The sequence below is a fragment of the Patescibacteria group bacterium genome, from assembly GCA_024654625.1.
In the GTDB taxonomy this organism is placed as follows: domain Bacteria; phylum Patescibacteriota; class Minisyncoccia.
Genome location: JANLHB010000021.1, coordinates 1 through 24,834, shown reverse-complemented (window position 1 = coordinate 24,834; position 24,834 = coordinate 1). Strand labels below are relative to the sequence as shown.

At 39.6% G+C, this 24,834-nt stretch carries 28 protein-coding genes and 2 tRNA genes; 21 read left to right on the top strand and 9 right to left on the bottom strand.

The window, feature by feature from the left end; translation table 11 throughout:
- The first annotated feature begins 29 nt into the window (after nucleotides 1-29).
- The 8 genes from NUV40_02380 to NUV40_02345 all read left to right on the top strand — a co-directional run bounded on the left by NUV40_02380 (nucleotide 30) and on the right by NUV40_02345 (nucleotide 6,991).
- Complete coding sequence (locus NUV40_02380; protein MCR4342734.1) at nucleotides 30-434, top strand: PrgI family protein; 405 nt, start codon at nucleotides 30-32, stop codon at nucleotides 432-434.
- A 2-nt stretch (nucleotides 435-436) separates the two neighbouring features.
- Nucleotides 437-1,090: a hypothetical protein gene (locus tag NUV40_02375; GenBank protein MCR4342733.1), complete on the top strand. Its 654-nt coding sequence runs from the start codon at nucleotides 437-439 to the stop codon at nucleotides 1,088-1,090.
- A gap of 168 nt (nucleotides 1,091-1,258) precedes the next feature.
- Entirely contained in the window at nucleotides 1,259-3,067 is a 1,809-nt protein-coding gene (locus tag NUV40_02370) for a DUF87 domain-containing protein (GenBank protein MCR4342732.1), read from the top strand.
- Nucleotides 3,068-3,077: 10 nt separating this feature from the next.
- Nucleotides 3,078-3,416, top strand: a complete 339-nt coding sequence (locus NUV40_02365) for a hypothetical protein (protein ID MCR4342731.1) — start codon at nucleotides 3,078-3,080, stop codon at nucleotides 3,414-3,416.
- Nucleotides 3,413-4,387, top strand: coding sequence for a hypothetical protein (locus tag NUV40_02360; GenBank protein ID MCR4342730.1), 975 nt, complete (start codon nucleotides 3,413-3,415; stop codon nucleotides 4,385-4,387). The genes NUV40_02365 and NUV40_02360 overlap by 4 nt, the downstream gene beginning before the upstream one ends.
- A 3-nt stretch (nucleotides 4,388-4,390) precedes the next feature.
- Nucleotides 4,391-4,978, top strand: a complete 588-nt coding sequence (locus NUV40_02355; GenBank protein ID MCR4342729.1) for a pilin — start codon at nucleotides 4,391-4,393, stop codon at nucleotides 4,976-4,978.
- Nucleotides 4,975-6,162, top strand: coding sequence for a hypothetical protein (locus tag NUV40_02350; protein MCR4342728.1), 1,188 nt, complete (start codon nucleotides 4,975-4,977; stop codon nucleotides 6,160-6,162). The genes NUV40_02355 and NUV40_02350 overlap by 4 nt, the downstream gene beginning before the upstream one ends.
- Nucleotides 6,163-6,328: 166 nt before the next feature.
- Nucleotides 6,329-6,991, top strand: coding sequence for a hypothetical protein (locus tag NUV40_02345; protein ID MCR4342727.1), 663 nt, complete (start codon nucleotides 6,329-6,331; stop codon nucleotides 6,989-6,991).
- 277 nt (nucleotides 6,992-7,268) lie between these two features.
- On the opposite strand, the gene NUV40_02340 is transcribed toward NUV40_02345, so the two are convergent.
- Nucleotides 7,269-7,344, bottom strand: a tRNA-Thr gene (locus tag NUV40_02340).
- Nucleotides 7,345-7,438: 94 nt separating this feature from the next.
- Here NUV40_02340 and NUV40_02335 point away from each other — a divergent pair.
- The 3 genes from NUV40_02335 to NUV40_02325 are packed head-to-tail and all read left to right on the top strand — an operon-like array spanning nucleotide 7,439 to nucleotide 9,971.
- Nucleotides 7,439-8,341, top strand: coding sequence for a PCRF domain-containing protein (locus NUV40_02335; protein ID MCR4342726.1), 903 nt, complete (start codon nucleotides 7,439-7,441; stop codon nucleotides 8,339-8,341).
- Nucleotides 8,342-8,373: 32 nt separating this feature from the next.
- A complete protein-coding gene (gene ftsE, locus NUV40_02330) occupies nucleotides 8,374-9,054 on the top strand; it encodes a cell division ATP-binding protein FtsE (GenBank protein ID MCR4342725.1) in 681 nt (226 codons plus the stop codon).
- Nucleotides 9,051-9,971 carry an ABC transporter permease gene (locus tag NUV40_02325; GenBank protein ID MCR4342724.1) on the top strand — a complete coding sequence of 307 codons (921 nt, stop codon included), beginning with the start codon at nucleotides 9,051-9,053 and terminating at the stop codon, nucleotides 9,969-9,971. The genes ftsE and NUV40_02325 overlap by 4 nt, the downstream gene beginning before the upstream one ends.
- Nucleotides 9,972-10,010: 39 nt before the next feature.
- Here NUV40_02325 and NUV40_02320 read toward each other — a convergent pair whose 3' ends face one another.
- The 3 genes from NUV40_02320 to rlmB all read right to left on the bottom strand — a co-directional run bounded on the left by NUV40_02320 (nucleotide 10,011) and on the right by rlmB (nucleotide 13,138).
- Complete coding sequence (locus NUV40_02320) at nucleotides 10,011-11,219, bottom strand: DEAD/DEAH box helicase (GenBank protein MCR4342723.1); 1,209 nt, start codon at nucleotides 11,217-11,219, stop codon at nucleotides 10,011-10,013.
- Nucleotides 11,220-11,404: 185 nt separating this feature from the next.
- Nucleotides 11,405-12,307 (bottom strand): decarboxylating 6-phosphogluconate dehydrogenase, encoded by a 903-nt coding sequence (gnd, locus tag NUV40_02315; GenBank protein ID MCR4342722.1) that lies wholly within the window; start codon nucleotides 12,305-12,307, stop codon nucleotides 11,405-11,407.
- Nucleotides 12,308-12,352: 45 nt separating this feature from the next.
- The gene (gene rlmB / locus NUV40_02310; protein MCR4342721.1) at nucleotides 12,353-13,138 is read right to left on the bottom strand and encodes a 23S rRNA (guanosine(2251)-2'-O)-methyltransferase RlmB; all 786 of its coding nucleotides are present in this window, start codon (nucleotides 13,136-13,138) and stop codon (nucleotides 12,353-12,355) included.
- Between the two features lie 66 nt (nucleotides 13,139-13,204).
- On the opposite strand from rlmB, the gene NUV40_02305 reads away from it, so the two are divergent.
- Nucleotides 13,205-13,915, top strand: coding sequence for a class I SAM-dependent methyltransferase (locus tag NUV40_02305; GenBank protein MCR4342720.1), 711 nt, complete (start codon nucleotides 13,205-13,207; stop codon nucleotides 13,913-13,915).
- Nucleotides 13,916-14,067: 152 nt separating this feature from the next.
- Here NUV40_02305 and NUV40_02300 read toward each other — a convergent pair whose 3' ends face one another.
- From NUV40_02300 to NUV40_02285, 4 genes are all read right to left on the bottom strand, one after another.
- On the bottom strand, nucleotides 14,068-14,283 hold the full coding sequence (locus NUV40_02300) for a DUF378 domain-containing protein (GenBank protein MCR4342719.1): 216 nt from the start codon (nucleotides 14,281-14,283) through the stop codon (nucleotides 14,068-14,070).
- A 199-nt stretch (nucleotides 14,284-14,482) separates the two neighbouring features.
- Complete coding sequence (locus tag NUV40_02295; protein MCR4342718.1) at nucleotides 14,483-16,153, bottom strand: helix-turn-helix domain-containing protein; 1,671 nt, start codon at nucleotides 16,151-16,153, stop codon at nucleotides 14,483-14,485.
- A gap of 153 nt (nucleotides 16,154-16,306) precedes the next feature.
- Complete coding sequence (locus NUV40_02290) at nucleotides 16,307-17,320, bottom strand: methyltransferase domain-containing protein (GenBank protein ID MCR4342717.1); 1,014 nt, start codon at nucleotides 17,318-17,320, stop codon at nucleotides 16,307-16,309.
- A 128-nt stretch (nucleotides 17,321-17,448) separates the two neighbouring features.
- Nucleotides 17,449-17,522 (bottom strand) — tRNA-Gln (locus NUV40_02285).
- A gap of 139 nt (nucleotides 17,523-17,661) precedes the next feature.
- Between NUV40_02285 and NUV40_02280 the strand changes: the two genes are divergently transcribed.
- The 9 genes from NUV40_02280 (at nucleotide 17,662) to NUV40_02240 (ending at nucleotide 24,469) form a co-directional block, all read left to right on the top strand.
- Nucleotides 17,662-18,645, top strand: coding sequence for a hemolysin family protein (locus NUV40_02280; GenBank protein MCR4342716.1), 984 nt, complete (start codon nucleotides 17,662-17,664; stop codon nucleotides 18,643-18,645).
- A 41-nt stretch (nucleotides 18,646-18,686) separates the two neighbouring features.
- Entirely contained in the window at nucleotides 18,687-18,890 is a 204-nt protein-coding gene (locus NUV40_02275) for a hypothetical protein (protein ID MCR4342715.1), read from the top strand.
- Nucleotides 18,891-18,918: 28 nt separating this feature from the next.
- Entirely contained in the window at nucleotides 18,919-19,317 is a 399-nt protein-coding gene (locus tag NUV40_02270; GenBank protein ID MCR4342714.1) for a hypothetical protein, read from the top strand.
- A gap of 85 nt (nucleotides 19,318-19,402) precedes the next feature.
- Complete coding sequence (locus NUV40_02265; GenBank protein ID MCR4342713.1) at nucleotides 19,403-19,915, top strand: DUF1573 domain-containing protein; 513 nt, start codon at nucleotides 19,403-19,405, stop codon at nucleotides 19,913-19,915.
- A gap of 5 nt (nucleotides 19,916-19,920) precedes the next feature.
- Nucleotides 19,921-20,475, top strand: coding sequence for a DUF1573 domain-containing protein (locus tag NUV40_02260; protein ID MCR4342712.1), 555 nt, complete (start codon nucleotides 19,921-19,923; stop codon nucleotides 20,473-20,475).
- Between the two features lie 107 nt (nucleotides 20,476-20,582).
- Nucleotides 20,583-21,497, top strand: coding sequence for a hypothetical protein (locus NUV40_02255; GenBank protein MCR4342711.1), 915 nt, complete (start codon nucleotides 20,583-20,585; stop codon nucleotides 21,495-21,497).
- 57 nt (nucleotides 21,498-21,554) lie between these two features.
- Nucleotides 21,555-21,710, top strand: a complete 156-nt coding sequence (locus NUV40_02250; protein ID MCR4342710.1) for a hypothetical protein — start codon at nucleotides 21,555-21,557, stop codon at nucleotides 21,708-21,710.
- A gap of 6 nt (nucleotides 21,711-21,716) precedes the next feature.
- Nucleotides 21,717-22,409: a DsbA family protein gene (locus NUV40_02245; GenBank protein ID MCR4342709.1), complete on the top strand. Its 693-nt coding sequence runs from the start codon at nucleotides 21,717-21,719 to the stop codon at nucleotides 22,407-22,409.
- Between the two features lie 50 nt (nucleotides 22,410-22,459).
- The gene (locus NUV40_02240; protein MCR4342708.1) at nucleotides 22,460-24,469 is read left to right on the top strand and encodes a heavy metal translocating P-type ATPase; all 2,010 of its coding nucleotides are present in this window, start codon (nucleotides 22,460-22,462) and stop codon (nucleotides 24,467-24,469) included.
- 159 nt (nucleotides 24,470-24,628) lie between these two features.
- On the opposite strand, the gene NUV40_02235 is transcribed toward NUV40_02240, so the two are convergent.
- A partial coding sequence (locus NUV40_02235; protein ID MCR4342707.1) for a hypothetical protein occupies nucleotides 24,629-24,834 on the bottom strand: 206 nt, incomplete at its 5' end.

Genomic DNA, 24,834 nt, shown 5'->3' with positions numbered 1-24,834 from the left:
TTTTGATTTTTAAATTTTAAATTTTTACTATGAGATTCCAAGTCCCACAATTCACAGAAGTAGAAGATAAGATCTTCGGACCGCTTACTTTGAAGCAGTTTATTTATCTTGCCGGCGGTGGCGGTATAAGTTTTCTATTTTATGTTATTTTTCCGTTTTGGCTTACAATTATATTTGCGACTCCTGTTGTAGTCTTTGTATTAGCGCTTGCTTTTTATAAGATTAATAATCAGCCGTTTATAAAAGTGGTTGAAAACGCCATTAATTATAATTCTTCTTCAAGGCTTTATCTATGGAAGAAAGACAAACCTAAAAATGTTACAGTTAAGACTACAGGTTCAATAAATAAATCGTCTGGCGCGGGTGTATATGCGCCAAAGTTAACGAATAGCAAACTGAAAGATCTGGCCTGGAGCTTGGACATTAAAAAATAAAAATGATTAACTCTAAACCTACACAACAATTTGTTCCCATAAAGGAAGTCAGAGACGGAGTGGTTATCCTCCGTGATAATTCCATGCGTATGGTGGTGATGGCTTCCAGTTTAAATTTCGCTTTAAGATCTGAGGACGAGCAGACGGCTATCATTATGCAGTATCAGAACTTCTTAAACTCTCTTGATTTTCCGGTGCAGATTTTTATTGAATCAAGCAAGCTTGATATCGGGCCGTATCTTAATATGCTGTCAGATATTGAGAAGGAACAGCCTAATGAACTCTTGAAAGTCCAGACAAGAGAGTATTCCGAGTTTATCAAGAATTTTGTCTCTACTACAGATATTGTTTCTAAGTCTTTCTACTTGGTAGTGCCTTATTCTCCGTCAGGATTTGCTTCAGCTAGCGGAGTCTTAGATAGCGTTATGGGTATTTTCGGCAAGAAGAAAGATGTTAAAAAGATAAAGTCGGAAGACGAATTATTTATTGAAAATAAAGTTCAGCTTCAGCAGAGAGCAGACGTCGTCTCAGGAGGACTTTCCAGTATGGGGATAAGGTCTGTCCCGCTCAACACCGAAGAACTTATAGAACTATATTTTAAATTATTTAACCCGGGCGAGCTTGATAAGAGTGTAACCAAACAAAATGTAAACTGAAAATATCAAAATGAAAAATGACAATGTCCCGATTTTATCGAGGATCCCCGATGGCAAAGCCATCGGGACAAAATTTAAAAATGATTTTGAGATTAAAAAATTTTATGACTTTAATTTGTAATTGTGCTTCGCCAGCTGGCGAATTGAGATTTCAATTTTTGATTTATTATGATTAATTTATTTAACACAGATAAGAAAAATAAGGATACGGAGATAATGCCTGTTTTCCCTGAGCAGGTTTATGAGACGGGCGTAATGGAGCTGCAAGACATTATCGCTCCGTCAGCCTTAGAGATAAATTCAAGCAATGTAAGGATAGGGGAGAAAGTCGCAAGGACTTTTTTTGTGGTTTCTTATCCGCGTTTTCTTGCTTCAAATTGGTTCTCGCCGATTATTAACTTGGATAAAGTTTTTAATATTTCAATATTTATCCATCCAGTAGAAACGTCAGTCGTTTTAAGACAGCTTCAGAAGAAGGTTGCCGAAGTGCAGTCTCAGATACATATAAGAGAAGAGAAAGGGCTAGTCCGAGACCCCGTCCTTGATACCGCTTATCAAGATCTTGAGAATTTGCGCGACCAGCTCCAGCAAGCGACAGAAAAACTTTTTAATATCGGTTTATATCTTACTGTCTTTGCCGATGATCTAGACGAATTAAATAAAATTGAGTCAGAGGTGCGCACTATCCTTGAATCAAAGTTGGTATATGTGAAGCCGGCATTATTCCAGCAAAAGGAGGGTCTTGAGAGCGTGCTTCCTTTAGGCACAGACAAGCTTGAAGTTTCTTCAAGGTTAAATTCATCCCCGCTTTCAAGTATTTTTCCTTTTGTTTCTTTTGACCTTACTTCAGATAAGGGAATTTTATACGGTATAAACAGGCATAACAGTTCATTAGTCCTTTTTGATAGATTTTCACTGGAGAATTATAATTCCGTAGTTTTTGCCAAGGCCGGTTCCGGTAAGTCTTATACTACAAAACTTGAAGTTTTGAGGAGCTTAATGTTTGGCACAGAGGTTATTGTTATTGACCCGGAAAGAGAATATGAATATTTAGCCGAGGCTGTTGACGGAAGATATTTCAATATCTCTCTTTCTTCAAAGCATCATATCAACCCATTTGACCTTCCGGTGCCGGCAGAAGGAGAATCTCCGGAAGATGTCTTGCGCTCAAACATCATCAGCTTGGTAGGGCTCTTCAGGATAATGCTCGGAGGGCTTACTCCGGAGGAGGATGCTATCTTAGACAGAGCCATTACAGAGACTTATGCTTCGCGAGATATTACGCCAGAGTCAGATTTTTCTAAAGCGGTGCCACCAATCCTCTCAGAGCTTGAAATGGTGCTTGCGAGTATGGAGGGCGCAGAATCTTTAGCGGAACGTTTGAGTAAATATACTAAGGGGACATGGTCGGGCTTTATAAATCAGCCGACTAATGTGGATATAAATAGGAATTTCGTAGTTTTTTCTATAAGAGATATGGAAGATGAATTAAGGCCGGTTGCTATGTATTTGATAACTCACTTTATTTGGAATGCCATTAGAAAGAATATTAAGAAAAGACTCCTTGTAATAGACGAGGCGTGGTGGATGATGAAGCATGAAGATACGGCTTCTTTCCTTTTCGGTATCGCTAAGAGGTGCAGGAAATATTATCTTGGACTTGCCACTATCACCCAAGATGTAAACGATTTTCTCAAGTCTCCTTACGGGTTGCCTATCATCACTAACTCTTCTATACAGCTCCTCTTGAAGCAGTCTCCGGCCTCTATAGATATCGTCCAGAAGACTTTCAACCTTACAGATGAAGAGAAATTTCTATTGCTTGAGTCAGATGTCGGGGAGGGGATATTTTTTGCCGGTATGAAGCATGTGGCGATAAAAGTATTGGCTTCTTATACGGAAGATCAGATTATCACTTCAGACCCGGCACAGCTAATGGCGATAAAGAAAGCTAAGGAAGACTTTAATCAAAATTAAGCTTGACCTTATGGATGAAGAAAAATATCAAAATAAGATAGATAAAACAACGGCCTCTTTAATGCTTGCAGTAGCTATATTTTTTGATGCGATTCAATTTGTTTTTGAGTTTATACCTATAATCGGTTTTATTCTGAACAAGTTTATAAGTATTTTCGCAGGTCTGACTTTCTGGCTCTGGCTTACTTTAAAGGGTGTTAGTGGCGCCAGTAAATGGATATCCGGAGGAAGTTTTATAATTGAAATATTGCCTATACCATTTTTAAGCGCTCTACCAGTGTTCACTGGCGGAATTATTGCTATAATAGCAAAAGAGCGAGCGGTAAAGAAAATAGAAAAAATTTTATGAGAGATTTTATATTCAAATTTTTAATCACACTGATCTTTATAGTCTTTTTAGGTTTGCCTAATACTTCAGAGTCAGCAGGGGCTGATTTTTCTGTCACCCTTATACCGCAGAACCCGACTCCAGGGAGCACGGTAACGGCTAAATTGAAGAGTCTTCACTTTGACGTTGACCGCGCTTCCATAACATGGAGTGTTGACGGTAAGGTTTTATCTAAGGGGATAGGTAAAGATGTGATTAATTTTAGTGCTCCAGCTTTCGGGAAAAAGAGTACTGTTTCCGCTTCGGTAACAACCGTTGAAGGGGACTTTGGTTCGGATTCAGTTGTCCTTGTGGGTAACGACTTAGACCTTCTTTGGGAGGCTATTACCACAACCCCTTTTTCTTATAAGGGGAGGTCACTACCCTCATTGCAATCGCAAGTAAAGGTGACGGCGATTCCTTATCTGTTTAAAAATGGTTCAATGCTCAAATCTTCCGACCTTATATATGAATGGTCTTTAAACTTTAAGAAAGATAAGAGCGCTTCTGGTGCCGGTAAGGATTATTTTATCTTTCAGACAAAAGATCAAGATGATTATACTATCAGTCTTAAGGTATCAAGCAGGACAAATGATATCGTCTTTGAGAAAGGGATAATATTGCCTTTGGGAAGCATGAAACCCAGAATCCTTTTATATAAAGACCACCCTCTTGAAGGTCCAAGATATGAAGAGGCTTTAAAAGGGTCAGTTGAAGTTGATAGTGAGATAAGTCTGCGAGCAGAGCCATTCTTCTTTTCTAGGAATAACATTTCTTTTGACTGGAAGATGAATAGGAATAGCATCTTGCCTGATGAAGCGCCTAATATATTGAAGTTGAAGGTGCCGGAAGGTGAGAGGGGTGAGTCGTCTATAGCGTTAAATGTTAAAAATAATTTTAATGTTTTGCAATTTGCAAACACCGCTTTAAAGATTATTTTCGGTAATAATTAAGAAATGATGAAAAAAATATTAAAAATCAAAGGATTAGCAGTCATAGCGCTTGGCGTGATCTTAATGTCGCCCGTGTCAGCCTTTGCCTATGAACTGCTTGAGCCGTTGCCTGGCCTTAATGAGACAGATGTTACTTTGTCTAGTTATCTTAGCTGGCTTTTCCCTTTCGCCCTTACTGTGACGGCCGTGCTTGCTGTAGTTATGATAGTGATCGGCGGTTTACAACTTGCCGGCGGGGGAAGCGAGGGGCTTAAAACAGCCGGGAAGAAAAGGATTGAAAGCGCTATCTATGGGTTGCTCCTTGCCGTGTCAGCTTACTTGATCTTATATACCATAAATCCGAATTTGGTTAATATGAGTTTAGGTATTGATCCGATTACAAAGAAGGAAGATCCTGTGGATATATCAGCACCTATTATTCCTCCTGCCAGTGGTTATTATTTTTCTTATCAAAGTTCTAATGGCAGTAGAGCTATAGGTCCTTATGATGACATGGATAAGTGTAAGAGTGCTTCTGATGCTATTAAAGCAGGTGATAGTTATAATATAACTATGGATTGTTATTTCCATGAATTAAATTTGAAAAAATGAATAGAAAAATAATAATTGCAGTCGTAGTATTAGCAGTCATCGGACTCGGTGCTTTTGTTTTTATGGGTAGAAACAATGAAGATAAAGCTCCTTCCGACAGCGCGCCTAAAGGTTTTTTCCCTGATAGTGGTAGTGGTAATATCAACCCCTTGTCTTCAGGGTCGTTTGATGGAAATGGTCTTACCAGTGGGAAAAATTTCGTATTAATAAAACTTTCTTTAGCTTCGGTTTCAGGCGCTACTTATGCCAGAGGTAAGGTTATATATGTTGATAGGGCAACCGGTAATATTTATGAGATAAATCCTGACGGCACAGAAAGAAACCGTACCTCAAACACAACCATACCGAAAATTTTTGAAGCTGATTTTTCTTCCACTGGGGATAATTTTCTTTTTAGATATTTGACTGTTGATGACGGAGTAGAATCCGTGAGAAATTTCTTAGCAGGTTTAAGTAGTGAAGATAGAGCAAGCACAACCCCCTCTGTAGAAGGAGTATTCCTTCCTGCTGATATTTCTTCGGCTGTAATTTCTCCTGAAGAAAATAAAATCTTCTACACTTATAGGCAAGGAGAACAGACGATAGGTGTTACATCTGATTTTGAAAATAAAAATAAAAAGCAGATATTCTCATCATCGTTTGGGCAATGGAATCTTTCTTGGCCGTCAAAAAATATCATTACTTTATTGACGAAACCTTCTGGCACAGCAGACGGATTCTTCTACTCTCTTGACGCAAAGACAGGTAAATTTACCAAGATACTTGGTAATATAAAGGGCCTTGACGCAATACTGGATAGTAGCGGGGAAAACGTCTTATATAATGAAAGCGGGCAGAACACCATCAGAACAAGAGTTTACAATATAGAGACTGGTGAGGCTTCTGAATTTCCTCTATCAACCCTTGCCGAGAAGTGCGTCTTTTCTTATGACAGCGTATATGTGTATTGCGGTGTTCCTGGTATAGTGCTTTCTGCTCTTTACCCTGATGACTGGTATCAAGGGCTCGTATCTTTCACTGATCTTATCTGGAAGATCAATCTAAGCGATGGTAATACCGAGCTTATAGCCGGTATCTCAGATAACTTTGACGCGACTAATCTTTTCTTAAGTTCAAACGAAGGTTACCTCTTTTTCACTAATAAAAAAGACTCCAGTTTGTGGAGTTTGAGGCTTAGGGAATAGATAATGAAATCGCCTCGGCGGGCATTTATTATTCTCTTTTAAAATATTTTGGTTCTGTTATTATATAATAATGGAAAGAATACCTAATCTTCATATCTTCATATCTTCATCCTATATCCTATCCTCACTTTATTAACCGATCGGCCAATTTAGTTAGAATAGAAACATGCCAAAACATAGACCGATAAAATTTGAGAACACACTTGAGCCGACCTTGAGAAAAGAGGTTGAAAAAATTATTAAAGAAAATCCAAAGGCTAGGACTATATTACATGCTACTTTGGCTATTATTGCGGTTGGTGGAGTTTTAACAATAGGGGCGGTAGCCCCAGGTTTAGCTGGTGGTTTAAATAGAATGCAGACCAGCCGAAAGAAAAAATCTTATGAAGATTATCAAAAAATCTGGAATAGTTTTAACACTTTGAAAAAACGGAGAGAGTTACAATTTATAAAAGAAAAAGATGGGTATTTAGTGTATAGTCTCTCCAAAAAAGGTAAAGATAAAATTAAAAAGTTTATCTTTGATGAATTTCAGATTAAAAAGCCACAAGTGTGGGATAAAAAATGGCGCTTAGTGATTTTTGATGTTCCAGAGTCACGCCGAAAAGATAGGGTCGCGCTGCGTAAGAAGTTGGTTGATCTAGGGTTTTACCAGTGTCAAAAAAGTGCATGGGTGCATCCGTTCCCTTGTCTAGAAGAGATAGAATTTCTAAAAAATATTCTTCGGATAAAACCTTTTGTAAAATTATTTTTAGTAGAAGATATGACTGATGGCAAGGCTATGTATCATTTTAAAGATTTAATAAAATCAGTTGTAATAAGAAGTTAGAACTAAACTAAACTAGATGAATCCATTCTTAGTATTTCTGCCGGTCGGCTCATTTATTAAGGATAGTAAGGGTAGAGAAAGCGGGAAAATGTTTAAAATTTTATTCGTATGTTTGTATGTAAGTTAAGGGGGAGAATCGCTAAGCACCACTAAAGGGTGCATGGCGCCGCCCGTGTACCGCTAAAGGGTACAGGGCTTCTTGTACTCCTTAAGTAGTACACGACGGACCCCGCCCTGACGGGGAAAGCCACCGCCAAGCGGGGCAAGTTGAACTATCTGGAGCCAAGACCGGGAATCGAACCCGGGACCTCACCCTTACCATGGGTGTGCTCTGCCGACTGAGCTATCTTGGCATCTATTCACCCCGCCACGGCGGGACAAGCTCCTCTAATAATATTTAATTTGACTAAGATTGCAAGTTAAAATTTATTCTATTAAAATAGATCAATGAGCGAAATTAAAGAAAGAATAGAAAATATTGAGAGGAGTATGCAGGAGCCTAATTTCTGGGACGATAAAGCGAAAGCGCAAGACATAATCAAAGAATTAAACGAGCTTAAGGATAAACTTTCCGGACTTGGCAAATACGATAAAGGGGGCGCTTTACTCACCTTATTTTCCGGCGCCGGTGGAGACGATGCGGAAGATTGGACAAGGATCCTTTTTGATATGTATTCTAAATATATTGAGAAGAAAGGTTGGTCGCTTAAAATAATTCACAAGCACGAAGGTGCTGAGAGGCGCCTGCCTGCCGGCAGGCAGGGTTATAAAAATATTACTTTTGAAGTTACGGGCAGTGGCGCTTATGGTAAATTAAAAAAAGAACAAGGAGTTCATCGGCTTGTGAGAATATCGCCATTTTCAGCTAAGAAGCTCAGGCATACTTCTTTTGCTTTGCTTGAGGTTGTGCCTGTTATTGTTGATAAGGGCGATATGGATATTCCAGAGAAGGATATCAGATATGAATTTGCCAGAAGTTCAGGCGCCGGAGGGCAAAATGTTAATAAGAGAGAGACGGCGGTAAGGGTCGTGCATATACCGACGAAACTCGCAGTACACTGTGAGACGGAACGTTCTCAGGCGCAGAACAAAGAAAGAGCTCTCAATATGTTAAGGGCTAAGATATATAAATTGATAGAAGATGAGAAGGATAAAGAGATGGCTTTGATGAAAATAAGCAAAGAAGTTTCTCCTGAATGGGGAAGCCAGATCAGGTCTTATGTCTTTCACCCATATAAGCTTGTAAAAGATCATCGTACGGGAGTAGAGGAACGTGATGTAGAAAAGGTTTTAGACGGAGGATTAGATGAATTCATAGAGGCGGAGCAAGATTTAGCCACTAGCCATTAGCTGTTAATAAATGCTATAATAAAAAATAATACATGATTTATTTTGATAAAGTTTCAAAAATATATGCTAAGAATTCTGTCGCTATTGAGGAGATAAGCTTTACGGTTGAACCGCAAGAATTTGTTTCTCTAGTGGGTCAATCAGGGGCCGGTAAGACAACCCTTTTGAAACTTCTTTTAGCTGAAGAATCTCCTACTGACGGCAAGGTTTTCTTTGAATCTATAAATGTACATTCTGTCCCAAAAGTAATGTTGACTGAAGTTCGCCGTAAAATAGGAGTAGTTTTTCAAGATTTTCGTCTTTTACCTAATAAGACTGTTTTTGAGAATATCGCTTTTGCCATGGAGGCCGCCGGCAAGAAAGATGAAGATATTAGAAATGATGTTCCTCAAGTTATGGATTTAGTCGGTCTTGAAGATAAAGGCTGGCGTTTCCCGAACGAACTTTCCGGAGGCGAGAGACAGAGAGTGGCTATTGCCAGAGCTATTGTGAATCAACCTGATCTTATAATAGCCGACGAGCCGACAGGCAACCTTGATCCGTTGAATACTTGGGAAATAATTAATATACTTAAGAAAGTAAATGAGCTTGGCACGACAGTCGTCCTTGCTACACACAATAAAGGGATAATAGATTCTCTAAATAAGAGAGTTATCACACTTGAGGGAGGAAGAATAACGCGTGATGATAAAGAGGGCAGATATATATTATGAGTTTTTTTATTGATACGAAAAGAATAATAAAAATAGGTTTTGTTAACTTCTGGAGAGAGGGGGTTGTTTCAGCCGCGACTGTCCTTGTGATGGTAACGACACTTTTTGTCATAGGTTCTATAATTTTTGCAAAAGCGTCTCTTGATTCAACGCTCGCGCAGATTGAAGACAAGGTTGATATTACCGTTTACTTTAAACCGGGTGTTCCCGAGGACGATATTTTAAATATAAGAAAATCTCTTCTTACGCTGGAAGGCGAGGTAAAAGAAGCTACATATGTTTCTCAGGAAGAATCTCTCAGCAGATTTAAACAAAGGCATGAAAATAATTCTCTTATTACTCAGTCTTTAGATGAATTGGAGAATAATCCGTTAGGCGCAGAGATAAATATAAAAGCCAAAGATCCAAGCCAATATGAGGGGATAGCTAATTTTTTGAAAAATTCTCAAGACAAGTCCGACACGATAGATAAAATAAATTATTTTCAAAATAAAATTGTGATAGAAAAATTGAGTAAAATTATAAACTCGTTTAGAGCGCTTGGATTTGGAGTGAGCCTTGTCCTCATCATAATCGCCGTTATTGTTATTTTCAATACAATACGCATCTCTATTTATTTTTCAAGAGAAGAGATTTCTATTATGAGACTTGTAGGCGCGACTAACAGTTATGTAAGGGGTCCATTTGTTATTGAGGGGGCGATGTCCGGGGCTTTTGCGAGTATTATAACCATAGCGCTTTTTTACCCGTTTCTTGTCTGGGTAAGTCCGATTGCAAGGAGCGCCTTCTTGGGTATTGATATTTTTGGATATTATCTCAACAATTTTCTCCAGATTTTTGCCATTCTTTTTGTCATAGGAATATTTCTGGGCACTGTTTCAAGTTATGTTGCAGTAAGAAAATACTTGAAAGTCTAAGTATTTTCATCCATAGATATAATCTGATTTTTTTCTTTTTTAGTTGACGAAAGTAAGCGCCTTTCCTTTTTTATTGCCTCTTCCTGTCCTGCCGATACGATGAACATAATCTTCATATGTTGCCGGGATATCAAAGTTTATTACATGGCTTACATTATCAATATCAAGACCTCGAGCCGCAACATCTGTAGCCACAAGGATTTTAGCGCGATTGTCTTTGAAGAGTCCTAGCGCTCTTTGCCTTTTGGAATGATTTTTGTCTCCGTGGATTGATTCAACACGCAGTCCTTTTTTAGCGAGAGTAGCATATAATTTCTCTACTCCGTGTTTTGTCTTGCCGAAAATAATCACCTTATTAAATTCCGGTTTAGAGAGCAGATTATAAAGCACTTCTATCTTATCTTCACCGTGTTTTATTTTTATTATGTCTTGTTCCACATTGCTTGCAGTGTCGCGCGTCTTTACAGAAACAGTGATAGGATTATTAAGAAATTCGGCAATAAGTTTCTCAATCTCTTTTGACAGTGTGGCTGAGAAAAATAATGTCTGACGCTCTTTTGGCAGTCGAGACATCATAAATCGCATATCTTCTATAAAGCCCATATCAAGCATCCTGTCCGCTTCGTCAAGGACAACAGTGTTGAATCTTGAGAAGTCGATCAATTTTCTTTTGTTTAAGTCCTTAATCCTTCCCGGAGTGCCAATAATGAAACGATGAGGTCTTTTAAGCTCAGAGATTTGCCGGCCGATATGCGCCCCTCCGACACAGCATACGGAAAATATCTTAAGATATCTGCTGAAATCTTTAAACTCTTGGTTGATCTGGATAGCGAGTTCTCGAGTAGGAGCGACGATAAGCACATTTTCTTTATGATCCATAAGCACTTTGTTTATAAGAGGGATCAGGAACGCACCCGTCTTGCCAGTGCCGGTGTTTGCAATACCTACAACATCAGATCCATTAAGGATATGAGGAATGATCTTGTCTTGGATAGGAGTAGGAGATTCATATCCTTTCGCAAGGATATTTTTCTTAATATCTTCTTTAATATTAAAATCTTTAAATAGGTGCTCGGGGGTAAAAGGCGCTGATGCTTCAGCTTCTACTGCCTTATTAACAAATTTAGAAATATCAATGCCTTTGCTTTTTATCCTGTGTCCGGCATGAAAACGACGGCCATTACGAGATGGCAGTCCTTTATGAAACGGTCTTCTTTTTAAATCTCTTTTGAAATTTTGTTTATACATATTTTATATAAGCCATAGCCTTATCTTATAATCTAAAAGTAGCGGGCCAATTTTTCGGCTCGCTACTGTTATTAGTGAGACTTTAGCTTGTCCTAGAATAATATATCAATAACATTAGTTTGTCAATCCGCCGCGGTAATGTGCACCACCGGAAGGTGCACAAATTCCGGAAGGTGCACAAATTTCTACTTTTCCTTCACTTCGTGGCCACCGAATTGGTTTCTTAAAGCAGAGACAATCTGTCCGGTGTAGCTAGGATTCTCTTGAGAGTTAATTCGAAAGTTTAAAGAATCTTCAATAACAGGCGCAGGCACTTCAAGTTCTTTAGACGCTTCTACTGTCCAAAGGCCTTCTCCGCTGTGAGAGATCTTTCCAGAGATTTCTTTAAGGCCTTCTCCTTCTTCCTTGAAAGCCTTGCCAAGCCAACTTATAAGGCGCGATTCTATAACAGTGCCGTTGTTATACACTTCGGCTATCTTTGTAAGGTTTAAGTTGAGTGGTGATTTTTTCATTATTGCAAAACCCTCGGCGATCGCCTGCATCATGCCGTATTCTATTCCATTGTGTACCATCTTCACAAAATGACCGGCGCCATGGTCGCCCATATAGCCATAACCTTCCGGTGCTGATAAGTCTTTAAACAGTTCCTCATATTTTTCATAATCTTTTTTTTCTCCACCAATCATGAGTGATGCGCCGTTTCTGGCCCCGCTCGGACCGCCTGATACGCCGACATCCAGGAAGTTTATGCCCATTTCTTTAAGCTTTTTAGCTCGCCTTATGGATTCTTTGTAAGGAGAATTGCCTCCGTCTATAACAGTATCGCCTTTTTGAAGTATTGGTTTAACTTTCTCAAGCACATCATCGACAAATTTATAAGGGACCATTATCCAAATCAACCTCGGGCTTTCTTCCCGCCTGACAAGCTTTTCAATAGAGTCAAATGTTAACGCTCCGGCTTCGTCGGCTTTTCTTCTAGCTTCCTCATTTATATCAAAGGCTGAGATCTCATAACCTTTCTTAATCAGGCGTTCCACCATATTGAGACCCATTTTCCCCAGTCCTATGTATGCTATTTTTAATTTCATATATTTTCGTTATTTATAATAGATTGTTTTAGTATTATATTAAATTTATTTAGATTGGTCAGCTGGTCTTTGGTCTTCATTCAGTGCTTTTGGGTGCTTAGAGCTCCAGGCATAGAGAGCTATTGCTAAAGAAGTGGCGGCGTTTAATGATTCGCATTTTGAGTTTATCGGTATGGAGAGTTGTATATCGCAAAGTTCCCGTGTCTTCTCGCGGATCCCTTTAGACTCATTGCCAAGGATTATTACAGTAGGGGAGCTAAACGATTCATTATTGATATTTTCTTTACCTTCTCCGATCAGTCCGTATGTCCAGAAACCGCGCCTCTTAAGATCGCCTAATGTGTTGTTTACATTGCCTATCAAGACAAGAGGTATACGGAAGGCCATACCGGCAGAGACCTTAAGGACGGCCCCAGTCACCTGCCCTTGATGATGTTCGGGTATAAGCACGCCCGATGCGCCAAAGGCGGCAGCCGAACGTATCACAGCTCCTATATTCTGCGGGTCTTGGAGTTCGTCTAAGAGCACAAGCACGGTGTCGTTTGTTATCTGAAGTGAGTTTATGAATTCATGGTATGGTTTGACTAGTTTCTCTATTGAAACAAGAGCGACTACACCTTGATGCACGGCCGACTCAAGGTTTTTCTCAGATGTCTTTGTCTTGGATAGTTCCGCTGTTTGGACACCCGTTTTCTTTATAAGGGCGATTAGATCCGGAGCATTGATATTTGGCGCAAGGAATACTTTCTTGATTGTTTCAGGAGCGTGAAGAAGCGCCTCTTTGAGCGCGTGCTTGCCGTAAACATAAGTCTTTTGGTTCACTTTGGGCATAATTTTAAAGTATATATAAAAAACGATATATTGTCATTAGTATAATATTATGATGTAATACCAACTATGAATAAGAGGAAAAGAGGACGCGATGATCGTAAATTTTGGAATAAAGAATATAAAGAGGTAAAACACCTCTCTCTTTCGAGTAATCCAAGTGAGGACCTTCTTAAGTTTATTAGATGGCTTGGTCGCAAGCGTCCACCCGTGCAATTTGATAATGCTGATAATATTATTGACGTTGGTTGCGGTAATGGCAGGAACTTGGTCTATCTGTCAAAGACTTTCGGCGCGAGTGGAGTAGGTATTGATATCTCTAAAGAGGCGATAGCTCAAGCTAAAGACATGAGTAAGGGGCTTCCTTTGGAATACCGATGTCAGTCAATCGCTGACCCGTTTCTTCTTGAAGACGAGTCTTGTTCTCTCGCGCTTGATATGATGGCGTCGCATGTTTTGAAAGAGGAGGCGAGAGAACGCCTCCTTAAAGAGGTGGTAAGAGTGCTTAAACCCGGAGGCTGGTTTTTCTTTAAGACGTTTCTACTAGACGAAGACAGACACGCCGAACGTCTTCTTCGTGAGAGTCCGAGCTGTGAAGAGGGGACATATATCCACCCAAAGAGTGGCACGCCTGAACATGTCTTTACTGAAGAAGAGATTGAAAAAATACTCGATCCTTATTTTACGATACATAAGATCTCAAAGTCCCACCGTCATATCTTGAAGGGTAAGGCATTTAAACGAAGAAGTATCTCTGTCTATGCGGAGAAAAAGTTCTAACTCATACATACAATAATACAATTTGTTAGACACCAAGTTGTTAAACACCCGGTGTCTAACAACTTGGTGTCTAACAAATTAATAAATTGAGCAAAAAAAATAAAAGCGCTATAAATGCGCTTTTATTTTTTTGCGTATCAATGTAATCTAGATTACATTGTCTGGTGTTCGCATGCACCGCCCAATTTCCTTAGAAGAGTTATAGAGTAGATAGCGCTTATTCCCACTAAGATATAAATAATCTTTTCCAATACAGGGACACTTCCAAAGATTTTTGCTACTAGATTGAAGTTTAGTAGTCCAACAAGACCCCAATTTATACCTCCTACGATTACTAATATATCAGCTACATAATTTACTATTTTCATAAAAATATATTTTAAGTTATAAGATTTATAAGATTGACTCGACCTTTTTACTTTTTAAATAATCTTTTTTTAAAAGCTTTTAGGGTATATGCCCCTTTCTTATATTTTAACTTAAATTTAGTAAAAAAAACTGTAAAAATAGTCTTTCTGTGGATAAGATATTTCTTAAAGGTGAGACCTTGAGGAATCCTTTTCCGGTTTATTCCAAAAACAACCTAGCTAACCGGAGTTCGTCATAAGTGTACATTCCGCTGAGTTTTTTATGGACGGGGGAGAGCTTGGTGTCGCCCGTCTTCTTAAACGCTTCTTTTATCCTTTTGATATCCTGCTCTTTTGGTTTGAAACGACTGATATCAGAGTCAGGTTTAAGCTCTTTGATCTTCTCTAAATGTGAGATAATAGTCCCTTTTGTCATTCCTCTTTTGTCCGCTATCTCATTTAGAGAAAGTCCTTTGTTTATGAGGGTAAGTGTTTTCTCGTGAGTGGGGGTACGTTCTTCTTTTTCCTTTTTCTCTTCTCCTTTTTTAACATTTTTTTCTACCTGCTTTTTATCAGTGGTGCCACCGCATTTCTTTATAAATTCATCGTGCATTTCACATAGATTTTCCGGTTTGAATCTCTGCAGTACTTGTTCCCATTTCGATGATTCAGAAAGAAGGTACCGGTCTATCTCAAGAGCTCGCGGATGCACGGCAAACGCCATATCATTGATACCGGACAGAGAAAGTCCTTCAAGTGTTCTTAGCCGCGAGAGCGCCACATATCCCTGCCCGGGAACAAATGATTTTGAAAGATCAATCTGTGCAGAGTCCAAGCTCATCCCTTGGCTTTTGTGCACTGTGATAGCCCAAGCCAGGCGTATGGGTAACTGCTCAACTTTCGCGTGTATTTTCCCGTCTTCTTCAATAGCCCATTCTGCTTGTCCTACATAGATAGTCTTACCGGAAAGAGTTTCAACTACTGGGACTCCTTGGTCAAAATCTTTTACCACGCCAAGTGTGCCGTTTACATAACCTTCTTCAAAATTATTTTTTACAAACATCACTACGGCATCTTTTTTAAGTCTTAGTGTCTCGGGAGCAAGGACGCTTTTCTTAAGTGAGTCAACGATGGCTTTGCGTCCTTTAGCGCTCATTTCAAAGAGGTGTTCGCCACCGGGTAATTTCCGAAGCTCCTTTTCATTCTCTGCGTCGACATCAATATTATGGGTATATAGTCGTGTCGGCGTGACAGTCTGTTTTGTGGCATTGTCGCACATTTTAGAGAGCTTTTCTCGTGTAGTGGAAGATATCTCTCCACTTCGCATCTCTTTCAATATACTTTCTAGCGTATTATCGTTGTGGCGAAATTGTTCGTCTAAGTAGCACACACGGACATCCATAGACTTCCACGCATTTGAGGCGGTGACAAATTCTACATCCATACCTCTTTGTCCGATAGGCGGTAATTGAAAGAAATCTCCAGATAGGACTATCTGCATCCCGCCAAAAGGTTCATCGTTTCTTTTCATCGCGCGACAGATGTGTTCTACCGTATCAAATAAAGAAGGGGAGAGCATCGACACCTCGTCTATTATCAGGACTTTTGTCTTTGATAGCCGTTTATATAAGTATTCTTTCTCTGTAAGGGCTTCAATCTCTTTACCTGATAGAGTGTCTTTTATGCCTGCGCCGGACCAAGAGTGGATGGTCACACCACCGATATGAGTAGCCGCGATACCTGTGGAAGCTGTTACTCCCACCGGTACTTCGCGGTGTTTTAAGTAAGTGATATATTCGTTTATCACGTGGGTTTTACCACTGCCGGCCGGACCCGTCAGATACACATTTTTCCCGGCTTTTAATATATCAAGCGCAGTTTTCTGTTTCATAAAGAGTATTGTAACACATAAAAAACCAAGTATGATGAGATGGCGAAAATACCGTTTTTGTTAGACACCGGGTGTCTAACAACTGTTTTCTTCAATATTATCTATATTTTGGCCATGTCGCGCTAAGTAGATTTTAATCATTGTTTTCATAAATTATTTTAATCTACATACAAAAATCTTTGGTCGAAGATAAGCATCTACTGATGTCATGAATTTTAGTTCCAGACTTTTCGTTATTTTAAATCTCGATTTTTGAAGAACTTTCTCTAGTGTCTCATATTCGCTTGTATAGACCACCAATCTCCCGTTTGGGTTTAACGCCTCTTGGCAATACTTGATAAAACTTCTATACAACTTCTCTAGATCTTCATCTTTAGATATAGACATACCAAACGGCAGGTCAGATGTTATCGCATCGAACTTTCCAAAGTCGGGCTTGTCATAAATATCTGCTTCTTTAACCTTAATCTTTTTAATCAATCCGGCTTTCTTGATATTTTGTATCGCTAGAGAAAGATGTTTTTTATTGTTATCAAAGCCGACCAGATCTTCCAAGTTTGGGTAAGACTGACCCGCTTCAATAAGCAGTGTGGCGCTACCGGAAAAAACATTTAGATAAGTTTTTGCTTTATCTAACGCACAAAATGAATTCACGGCATAAGAGGCAGTGGGATCCATAGCCCCGCTCATATTTCTCACCTTATATTCTCGTAGAGAGAGCGGGCGCGGAGTAATTTGGATACCAATTTCCCATACATCGTCTTGTTTTATAATATGTATCTTTAAGTCAGCCTTTTCTTTTTCTATAATTTGATATGTATCCTGTATGTATTTAGCAATAGAGCGAGCTTCCGGGGAGTATGATCCGGCGCAAGTAATTTTGAAAGTTTTAAACTCGCTCTCATCGTTAGAAATAATTACATCTATAAGACTACCTAGAACAGATTTATGATTGGAAATATGACGAGGGTTGTATCTAGTGTCTTGCAATACAATATACGCGCGAGCGACACTTCTTAACTTTCTAATATTATCGAGGTCTTCTATATTATCCAGATAGACAGAATCAGGGCACTCTTTGAATACATGGAAATCTTTATTTTTACCTATCTCCTTTAAGACGATATCCCTTAATCCTGTAATGTAAGATAATTTAATTTTTTTCATGGATTAGATTTAATTTATATTGTTTCATCGAAGCGTCTAGTGACTATTATGTCAGATTGTTAAACACTCGGTGTTTAACAATCCCCAATAGAACCTGATGCGTGTCAGTCACCTGATTTAGCATATGGTGGCTGCGGGACTAGGACTCGAACCTAGATGACAACCTCCAGAGGGTCGCATCCTACCATTAGATGATCCCGCAATGTTTAATTTTTAACATAAATTTAGCCTAAAATCCAGTTTTTTATAGCCAATATACTATATCTATAGTTTACATATAAATTAGTATTTACTTTAGTATTTATGTCTATTTTCCTAAAATATGATATTATAGTTAATAAATGGAAATCGCCTTATTTATCCTTTTGATTGCCCTATCGGCTTTTTTTTCTGCGTCTGAAACTGCTTTTTTCAGCCTTCATCAGAGCAGGGTTAGAATGATGCAGGAGAAAAAGAGAAAGAATGCTTCTATTATAGAAAAACTTAAATCAAAGCCCCAACGTCTCCTTATAACCGTACTTATAGGGAATAATGTGGTAAATCTCTTTACTGCCGCTTATGCCACAATAGTGGCTACAAGATTTTTCGGCTCCGCGGCCTTAGGCGTGGCAACGGGCGGAGTGACTATCCTAATTCTTATTTTCGGCGAGATTGTGCCGAAATCTTTTGCCTACAGTCATAATGAAAGAATAGCTCTTTTGTTTGCATGGCCTGTTTATTTATTGTATATAGTATTTTTCCCGATAGCTTTTATTCTTTTAAGGCTTAATAAATTATTAAATAAAATTTTTAAAATAAAACCGCCTGTCGGCATTACTGAAGAAGAGATTAGAACGATGGCAAGACTTGGAGTAGAGAATGGAGCGATAGATTACAGTGAGCATGAGATGATAGAAAATGTGTTTAAATTTGATGATGTATCTGTGGGTGAGATAATGACATCGAAGTATAAGATGGATATGTTAAATGGCGAGGCGCCGGTGGAGCAGGTTGCTTATTTTGTGTCTCATTCAGGCTTTTCTCGTTTCCCTGTTTATGAAGACAATGATGAAGATAAAATAATAGGATATATACACGTAAATCAGATAATGAAGGCGCTTAATTCAGACGAGAGAGACAGGGCTGTTAAGGATTTTATCTCTCCTGTGGATGCAGTGTCTGAGACTATGAAGATTGAAAGACTCTTCAGGCTTATGAACAAAAATCAAGTCCATATGTATCTTGCACATAAAGACGGAGACCCGAGTGAGATTATAGGATTAGTGACTATGGAAGATATTTTGGAACAGATCATGGGGGAGATAGAAGATGAGACAGACGAATAATGTTGGTTGAATGACAAGAGAGTATCTAGTATAATAAGTTGATGGAAAATGAGATTCTAAAGAAGTTGGAAGAAAGCGACCAGAAGATAAATGAAATATATAAGTCTGTAGAAAAGACGAGAAAATACTTTCTTTGGACGCTTATTATAACTCTTGCGGTGTTTATCTTGCCACTTGTTGCCTTGCTGTTTATCGTGCCGTCATTTCTTTCAAACTACAGCGCGACTTTGGAGGGTATTTATTAATCGATTTTACTGATACAATGGATTTAATATGAAATCTAAACTTCTGCCATTTCTTATTATAATTTTTCTGATCACTTCAGGTGTTTTTGGGTTTTTGTATATGAGCGAAATCATTCATGCTGAGTGTCCGTTATTTCAGATGCTTGGTGGAAGTTGCTCTCCTGACACAAATGCCATAGTCCTACTAGCGCATCATCTAGCGGGATTCAAGATGATATCCGCGTCATTTATTACAGTAAGTTTTTCAGCGTTACTTTCGGTATTGTTTTTAGCTGTCCTCCTTGCGGTCTCTACTGTTTTTTTAACGGATAAATATTGTTTTAATTTCAGGCCTGATAAATATATTAAGTTTAATCCTCTTGAGGATTTTATTTCATGGCTTGCTCTTCTAAATAAAGGAGATTATCTTTTGTCTTTGCTGGCATAATATCTTTAAGGATAGTTTAATTTAGCCTATTTTTGAAGATTGCCGGTTTAATTTATTACTCGGTCTTTTAATTTAAAATAAAAATATGAATAAAAATTTAGTGACTTATGTAGCGGGGGTGGCAGTTGTTATCGGCCTTGTGGTTGCAATGGCGTTGTTATCCGGCGGTAAAACTGTGAATAATAGCAATCCTTTGGCTTATTCGGCAGGCGTCTTAAATATCTTGGAGGAAAATTATGACTTCGGCACTATCTCTATGGCAGACGGCAATGTCTCACACAATTTTGAAGTTAAAAATGAAAGCAATGAGCCTGTAATGATAAGCAAGGTTTATACTTCTTGCATGTGTACCACTGCTTCTGTCATAGAAGAAGGTGGAAAGAGGCACGGCGAGTATGGCATGCAAGGTCACGGACCAATAGAAGAAGCTAATATAGAGATTCTTCCGGGTGGGTCTGTGGCGCTTGAAGCAGTGTTTGATCCGGCGGCTCATGGTCCGGATGGAACAGGCAAAGTGAAGAGGGTTGTCTATCTTGAGACTAATTCTCAGGCAAAACCAAAGTTAGAGGTCGTCTTTGAGGCGGACGTAATAAAGTAAAAAATATGAAAAATTATATAGCAAAAATTCATGTATATATGCCGGTTGTAGTGATCGTGGCTATCGTTGCCTTCGGCTTTGTCATATATGATATACAGTCACGTTTGATAAAAACTGAAAATATGATCGCGCACTTGGATGATGAGGTAGATGAAGCAAACGCCGGAGTAAAAAGATTATTAAAGAGGAATAGCGGATCGGCGACTAGTGATAATCTTTCCGGACTTTTGCCAATCGTCGAGGTCGGCGAGGGGGAGTTTGATTTTGGAGTTATAGAAAAGAAGAATGGAATAGTAAACACTGATTTTATGATCAAAAATGAAGGGGAAGGTGTGCTCAAGATTAAGGCGGGTGATATTACCACTTCTTGTGGTTGTACCACAGCTAAAGTAGATAAAGAGGAAATACCTACAGGCGAAAGCGTAACGTTGACTGTGTTTTTTGACCCGAATTTTCATGAGGAGCCGCAAGGCCGTTTCTTCCGTTCAATTTTTGTCCCGACAAATGATCCGGACAATAGCGAGATGGAGTTCAAGATCTTTGTAGAGATTAAAAATTAATAATAAATTAGCGACTAGCCATTAGTCACTAGCCAATAGGATTAAATTATATTATCACTAGTGTTATCACTAGTGGCTAACGACTAAAAACTACTGGCTAAAATAAAATGACAAACAAAAAAGAAGAGCAGTCAGAAGAAAAGTTTAAAGGACCAATCTGGAATATATTAGTGTTGGCATTTTTGGTCTTTATTGTTGTGGGCCAGGTAAATGGCGCAGATAAAAAGAAAGAACAACAAGATATAGATATCTCTTCTGATTTGTCAGCTGTTCCAGTGGCAGAAGTCTTACCTCAGGACGGGGTTGTCTTACCAATTGCTTGGGGTTCAATAGGGAAAGAGATGATGGAAAGTGGCGTAATAGATGCCGAGAAATTCGAATCTTTATATGCCAACAGAGGCGGATTGAGCGACGATGAGAAAGTGCTTCTTTACGGAGAGAATAACGGCAATATTAAAATCACTCCGGAGAATGCCAGTGTGATACTAAATCTTACTTGGGCTTTCGGTCTCTCAAATAAGAACCCGATTCTTGAAGAAGGTCCTATGATGGACCATCGTTATGGCGGGGCAGGCGGTTTTGCTTCAACGGGCGGGTGGAGTATCGCGCAAGGCGATGCGATGGATCATTATAGTAAATATAAGTTTGTGGTGTTGGACGCACGAGAGCAGGCTCTTGTAGAGCGCGTGTCAAAGAATATCTATCGTCCGTGTTGCGGGAATTCAACTTATTTTCCTGACTGCAATCATGGTATGGCGATGCTTGGCCTCTTGGAGCTTATGGCCTCAAATGGAGCCACGGAAGAAGAGATGTATCAGACGGCGCTCGTAGTGAATTCTTATTGGTTTCCGGAGACATACTTAACTATCGCCAAATATTTTAAGAAGCGGGGAGTGGCTTGGTCTCAGGTTGACGCAAAGGAAGTCTTGGGCGAACTTTACTCAAGCGGAGCGGGGTATAGGCAAGTCCTATCTGATGTTGAGCCTGTAAAGATCCAAGGCGGTGGCAGTTGCGGAGTGTAAAGTAACAATATTTAGTTTGTAGTTATTTATCAGATTAATTAGTAAATAATAATTATTATGGTAAAAATAATAAAAAAAGATGATAAAGAATTATATCAGTGCGAGCAGTGCGGTTATGAATATGAAGACAAAGAATGGGCGGACCTGCCTGCCGGCAGGCAGGGAAATGTCAGAAGTGGTGCAGTGAGCATAAATCTTGTAATATGGATATAATTAAACATGGAAATCCAAAATAAAAAATCTTACGCTATACCAATCGCCGTTATTATCGCCGGCTTGATAATCGGCGGGTCATTTTTTGCCACAGATGGAAACAATAATGGTAAAAATGGGTCTTCAAATAATGACGGGGCTTCAGGCAATATTGAGGTATTCGAAATAGACGCGGACGACGATCCTGCTCTCGGCAATCCCGAAGCGCCTGTTGTTTTTATTAATTTCGGAGATTTCAGATGCCAATTTTGCGCTCAGTTCCAGAAGGAGATTAAGCCGTTGATTATAGAAAAATATGTGAAAACCGGCAAGGTGAAATATGTTTATCGCGACCTTATAACGATGAGTGACAATTCAATCTTGGCTGCCGGTGGGGCTAATTGCGCCGGCGAGCAAGGCAAATATTGGGATTTTGCCGATTATATGCATAGCGGCGGCGGAGGTCATGATACGACATATACGGAGGCATCGCTGTTAAAAATAGCTTTGTCTTTAGGGCTTGAAGAAAAATCTTTTAAAGAATGCCTCTCTTCGGGAAGATATGTGGAAGAAGTTAAGAAAGACACCGAAGATGCCATAAAAGCCGGCGCCGACGGCACGCCGACGGTATTTATAAACGGCACAATTGTTTCCGGGATAAATTCTTTTAGCGTCTACGAATCTATAATTGAAGAAGAATTAGAAAAAATAAAAAATTAAATAAAATAACTTTTGCAGTTTGCAATTAATCGCAAATTGTCTATAGCGAAATGAACCATCAAGAACATAACCATAATAAACCCTCCGGTTCTCTTCAGGGTAAACATGCCGGCCACAGCACTGCAATGTTTTTCCGGAAATTTTTGGTTAGTTTGATTCTGTCCGTTCCCGTTATTGCGTATTCCGAACTACCTAAGCTATTTTTTGGCTTGGAAGCCCCGCAATTTCCGGGGTCTGAATATCTGATGCTTGTTTTTGGTTCCGTGATTTTCTTTTATGGAGGATGGGTATTTTTAATGGGGGCGATAAAAGAAGTAAAAGCGCGCATGCCCGGCATGATGGTGCTTATTTCTCTCGCTATTACCACGGCATATCTTTGGAGTGTTTACGCGACATTCGCCGGTGAGAAATCTCTTTTTTGGGAATTAGCCACTTTAATTACCGTTATGCTTCTCGGTCATTGGCTTGAAATGCGGGCGGTGTCTAGTTCGCAAGGGGCGTTGAAAGAACTGTCAAAACTGCTTCCGGATACAGCGGAAGTAATCAGAGATGATGGAACAGAGATAGTTAATCTTTCAGAACTTAGGGAAAATGATATAGTCTTGGTAAAGCCCGGTATAAAAATCCCCGCTGACGGAAAAATTATTGACGGCGAATCTCATGTAAATGAGTCAATGGTTACCGGAGAGTCAAAACCGGTTTCCAAGAAAGAAAATGATGCGGTTATTGCCGGCACGATAAACGGTGATGGCGCGCTGAGGGTGAAAGTTGCTCAAATTGGAGAAAAAACATTTCTCGCCGGTGTTATGCGTTTGGTTGCTGAGGCGCAAGCTTCCAAATCACGCCTTCAAATATTGTCAGATAGGGCGGCATTATATTTGACCATCGTCGCCGTTTTTGGAGGCAGTATAACCATGGTTGTTTGGATTTTTGCCGGCGCCGGGGTTACTTTTGCTGTTGCTCGACTTGTTGCCGTGTTTGTCATTGCCTGTCCGCATTCATTGGGGCTTGCCGTACCACTCGTTGCTTCCATCTCTACGACAAAAGCGGCGCAAAACGGTTTTCTTGTAAAGCAGAGACTCGCGTTGGAAACCGCGCGAAAGATTGATGCAGTGTTGTTTGATAAGACAGGAACGCTCACTAAGGGCGAATTTGGCGTTATAACGATATGGAGTATTGGCGGTAAAACGCAAGATGAGGTATTAGAATTAGCCGCTTCTCTGGATGCCTTGTCAGAACACCCTATAGCAAAAGCGGTTACTGCTAAAGCGAGAGAAAAGGGTCTTTCACTGAAAGAGCCGAAAAAATTTGAGGCACTGAAAGGTAGAGGAGTGAGGGCGTTTGTTGAGGAAAAAGAAGTGATGGTTGGCGGACCGGCGCTTCTTGAGAGTATTGGGATTATTGTCCCGAAAGAACTTTCAGGTCAAATAGAAGAGGCGGGCAAGAAAGGACAAACTATTATTTTTGTCATAGAAGAGGGCGCGCTTTTGGGATCAATCGCTTTAGCTGACATTATTAGAGAAGAATCGCGAGAAGCTATAAAAGCGTTGAAAGAGAAAGGGATCCGCCCTGTGATGATTACCGGAGACTCAGATGATGCGGCGCAGTGGATCAGCAAGGAACTTGGCATTGATGAATATTTTGCCCGAGTGCTGCCTGATCAAAAATCCGAGAAGGTTAAAGAACTTCAAAAGCGTAATTTGAAAGTGGCAATGGTCGGTGACGGTATTAATGATGCTCCCGCTCTTATGCAAGCCGATCTTGGTATCGCGATTGGCGCCGGTACGAATGTCGCCATTGAATCGGCGGGGATTATTCTTGTTCGCAATGACCCGCGAGATATTGTAAAGATTATCACACTCTCGCAGATGACCTATGCAAAAATGATCCAGAATCTTTGGTGGGCGACCGGGTACAATATAGTAGCGTTGCCCTTGGCGGCCGGAGTGCTCGCATTTAAAGGTATTTTGCTCCAGCCTGCGCTTGCGGCGGTGTTTATGTCGGCAAGTACGGTTATCGTGGCTATTAATGCTATGCTTTTGCGTAGACGGGAGATATAAATTTAATCCGAGCATAAGGTTGAGTTGAGGTAGAAAGGGGTTTTTAATTTCATTTTAAATTGGTATAATAAATGCGATATGAGCGGTAACAGAACATACAAATGGTACAAAGATAGGCCAACGCTGATAGCTCTTATCACTGGCTTTTTCAGCACTTTTTTAACTCTCCTTAATACTTTTCTCAGGAATTAAATCACTTGGCGGTTCAACCGCCAAGTGATTTAAGTTATTCATAACGGAGCGCTTCAATAGGACTTTTAAAATGTTATGAATAAGTTCAGATACATATGAGACTTTAATTAAGTCTTTAATATGCGTCAATTTAATATCTTTCGCGGAACAAAAGGATTCATAACAATGTGGGA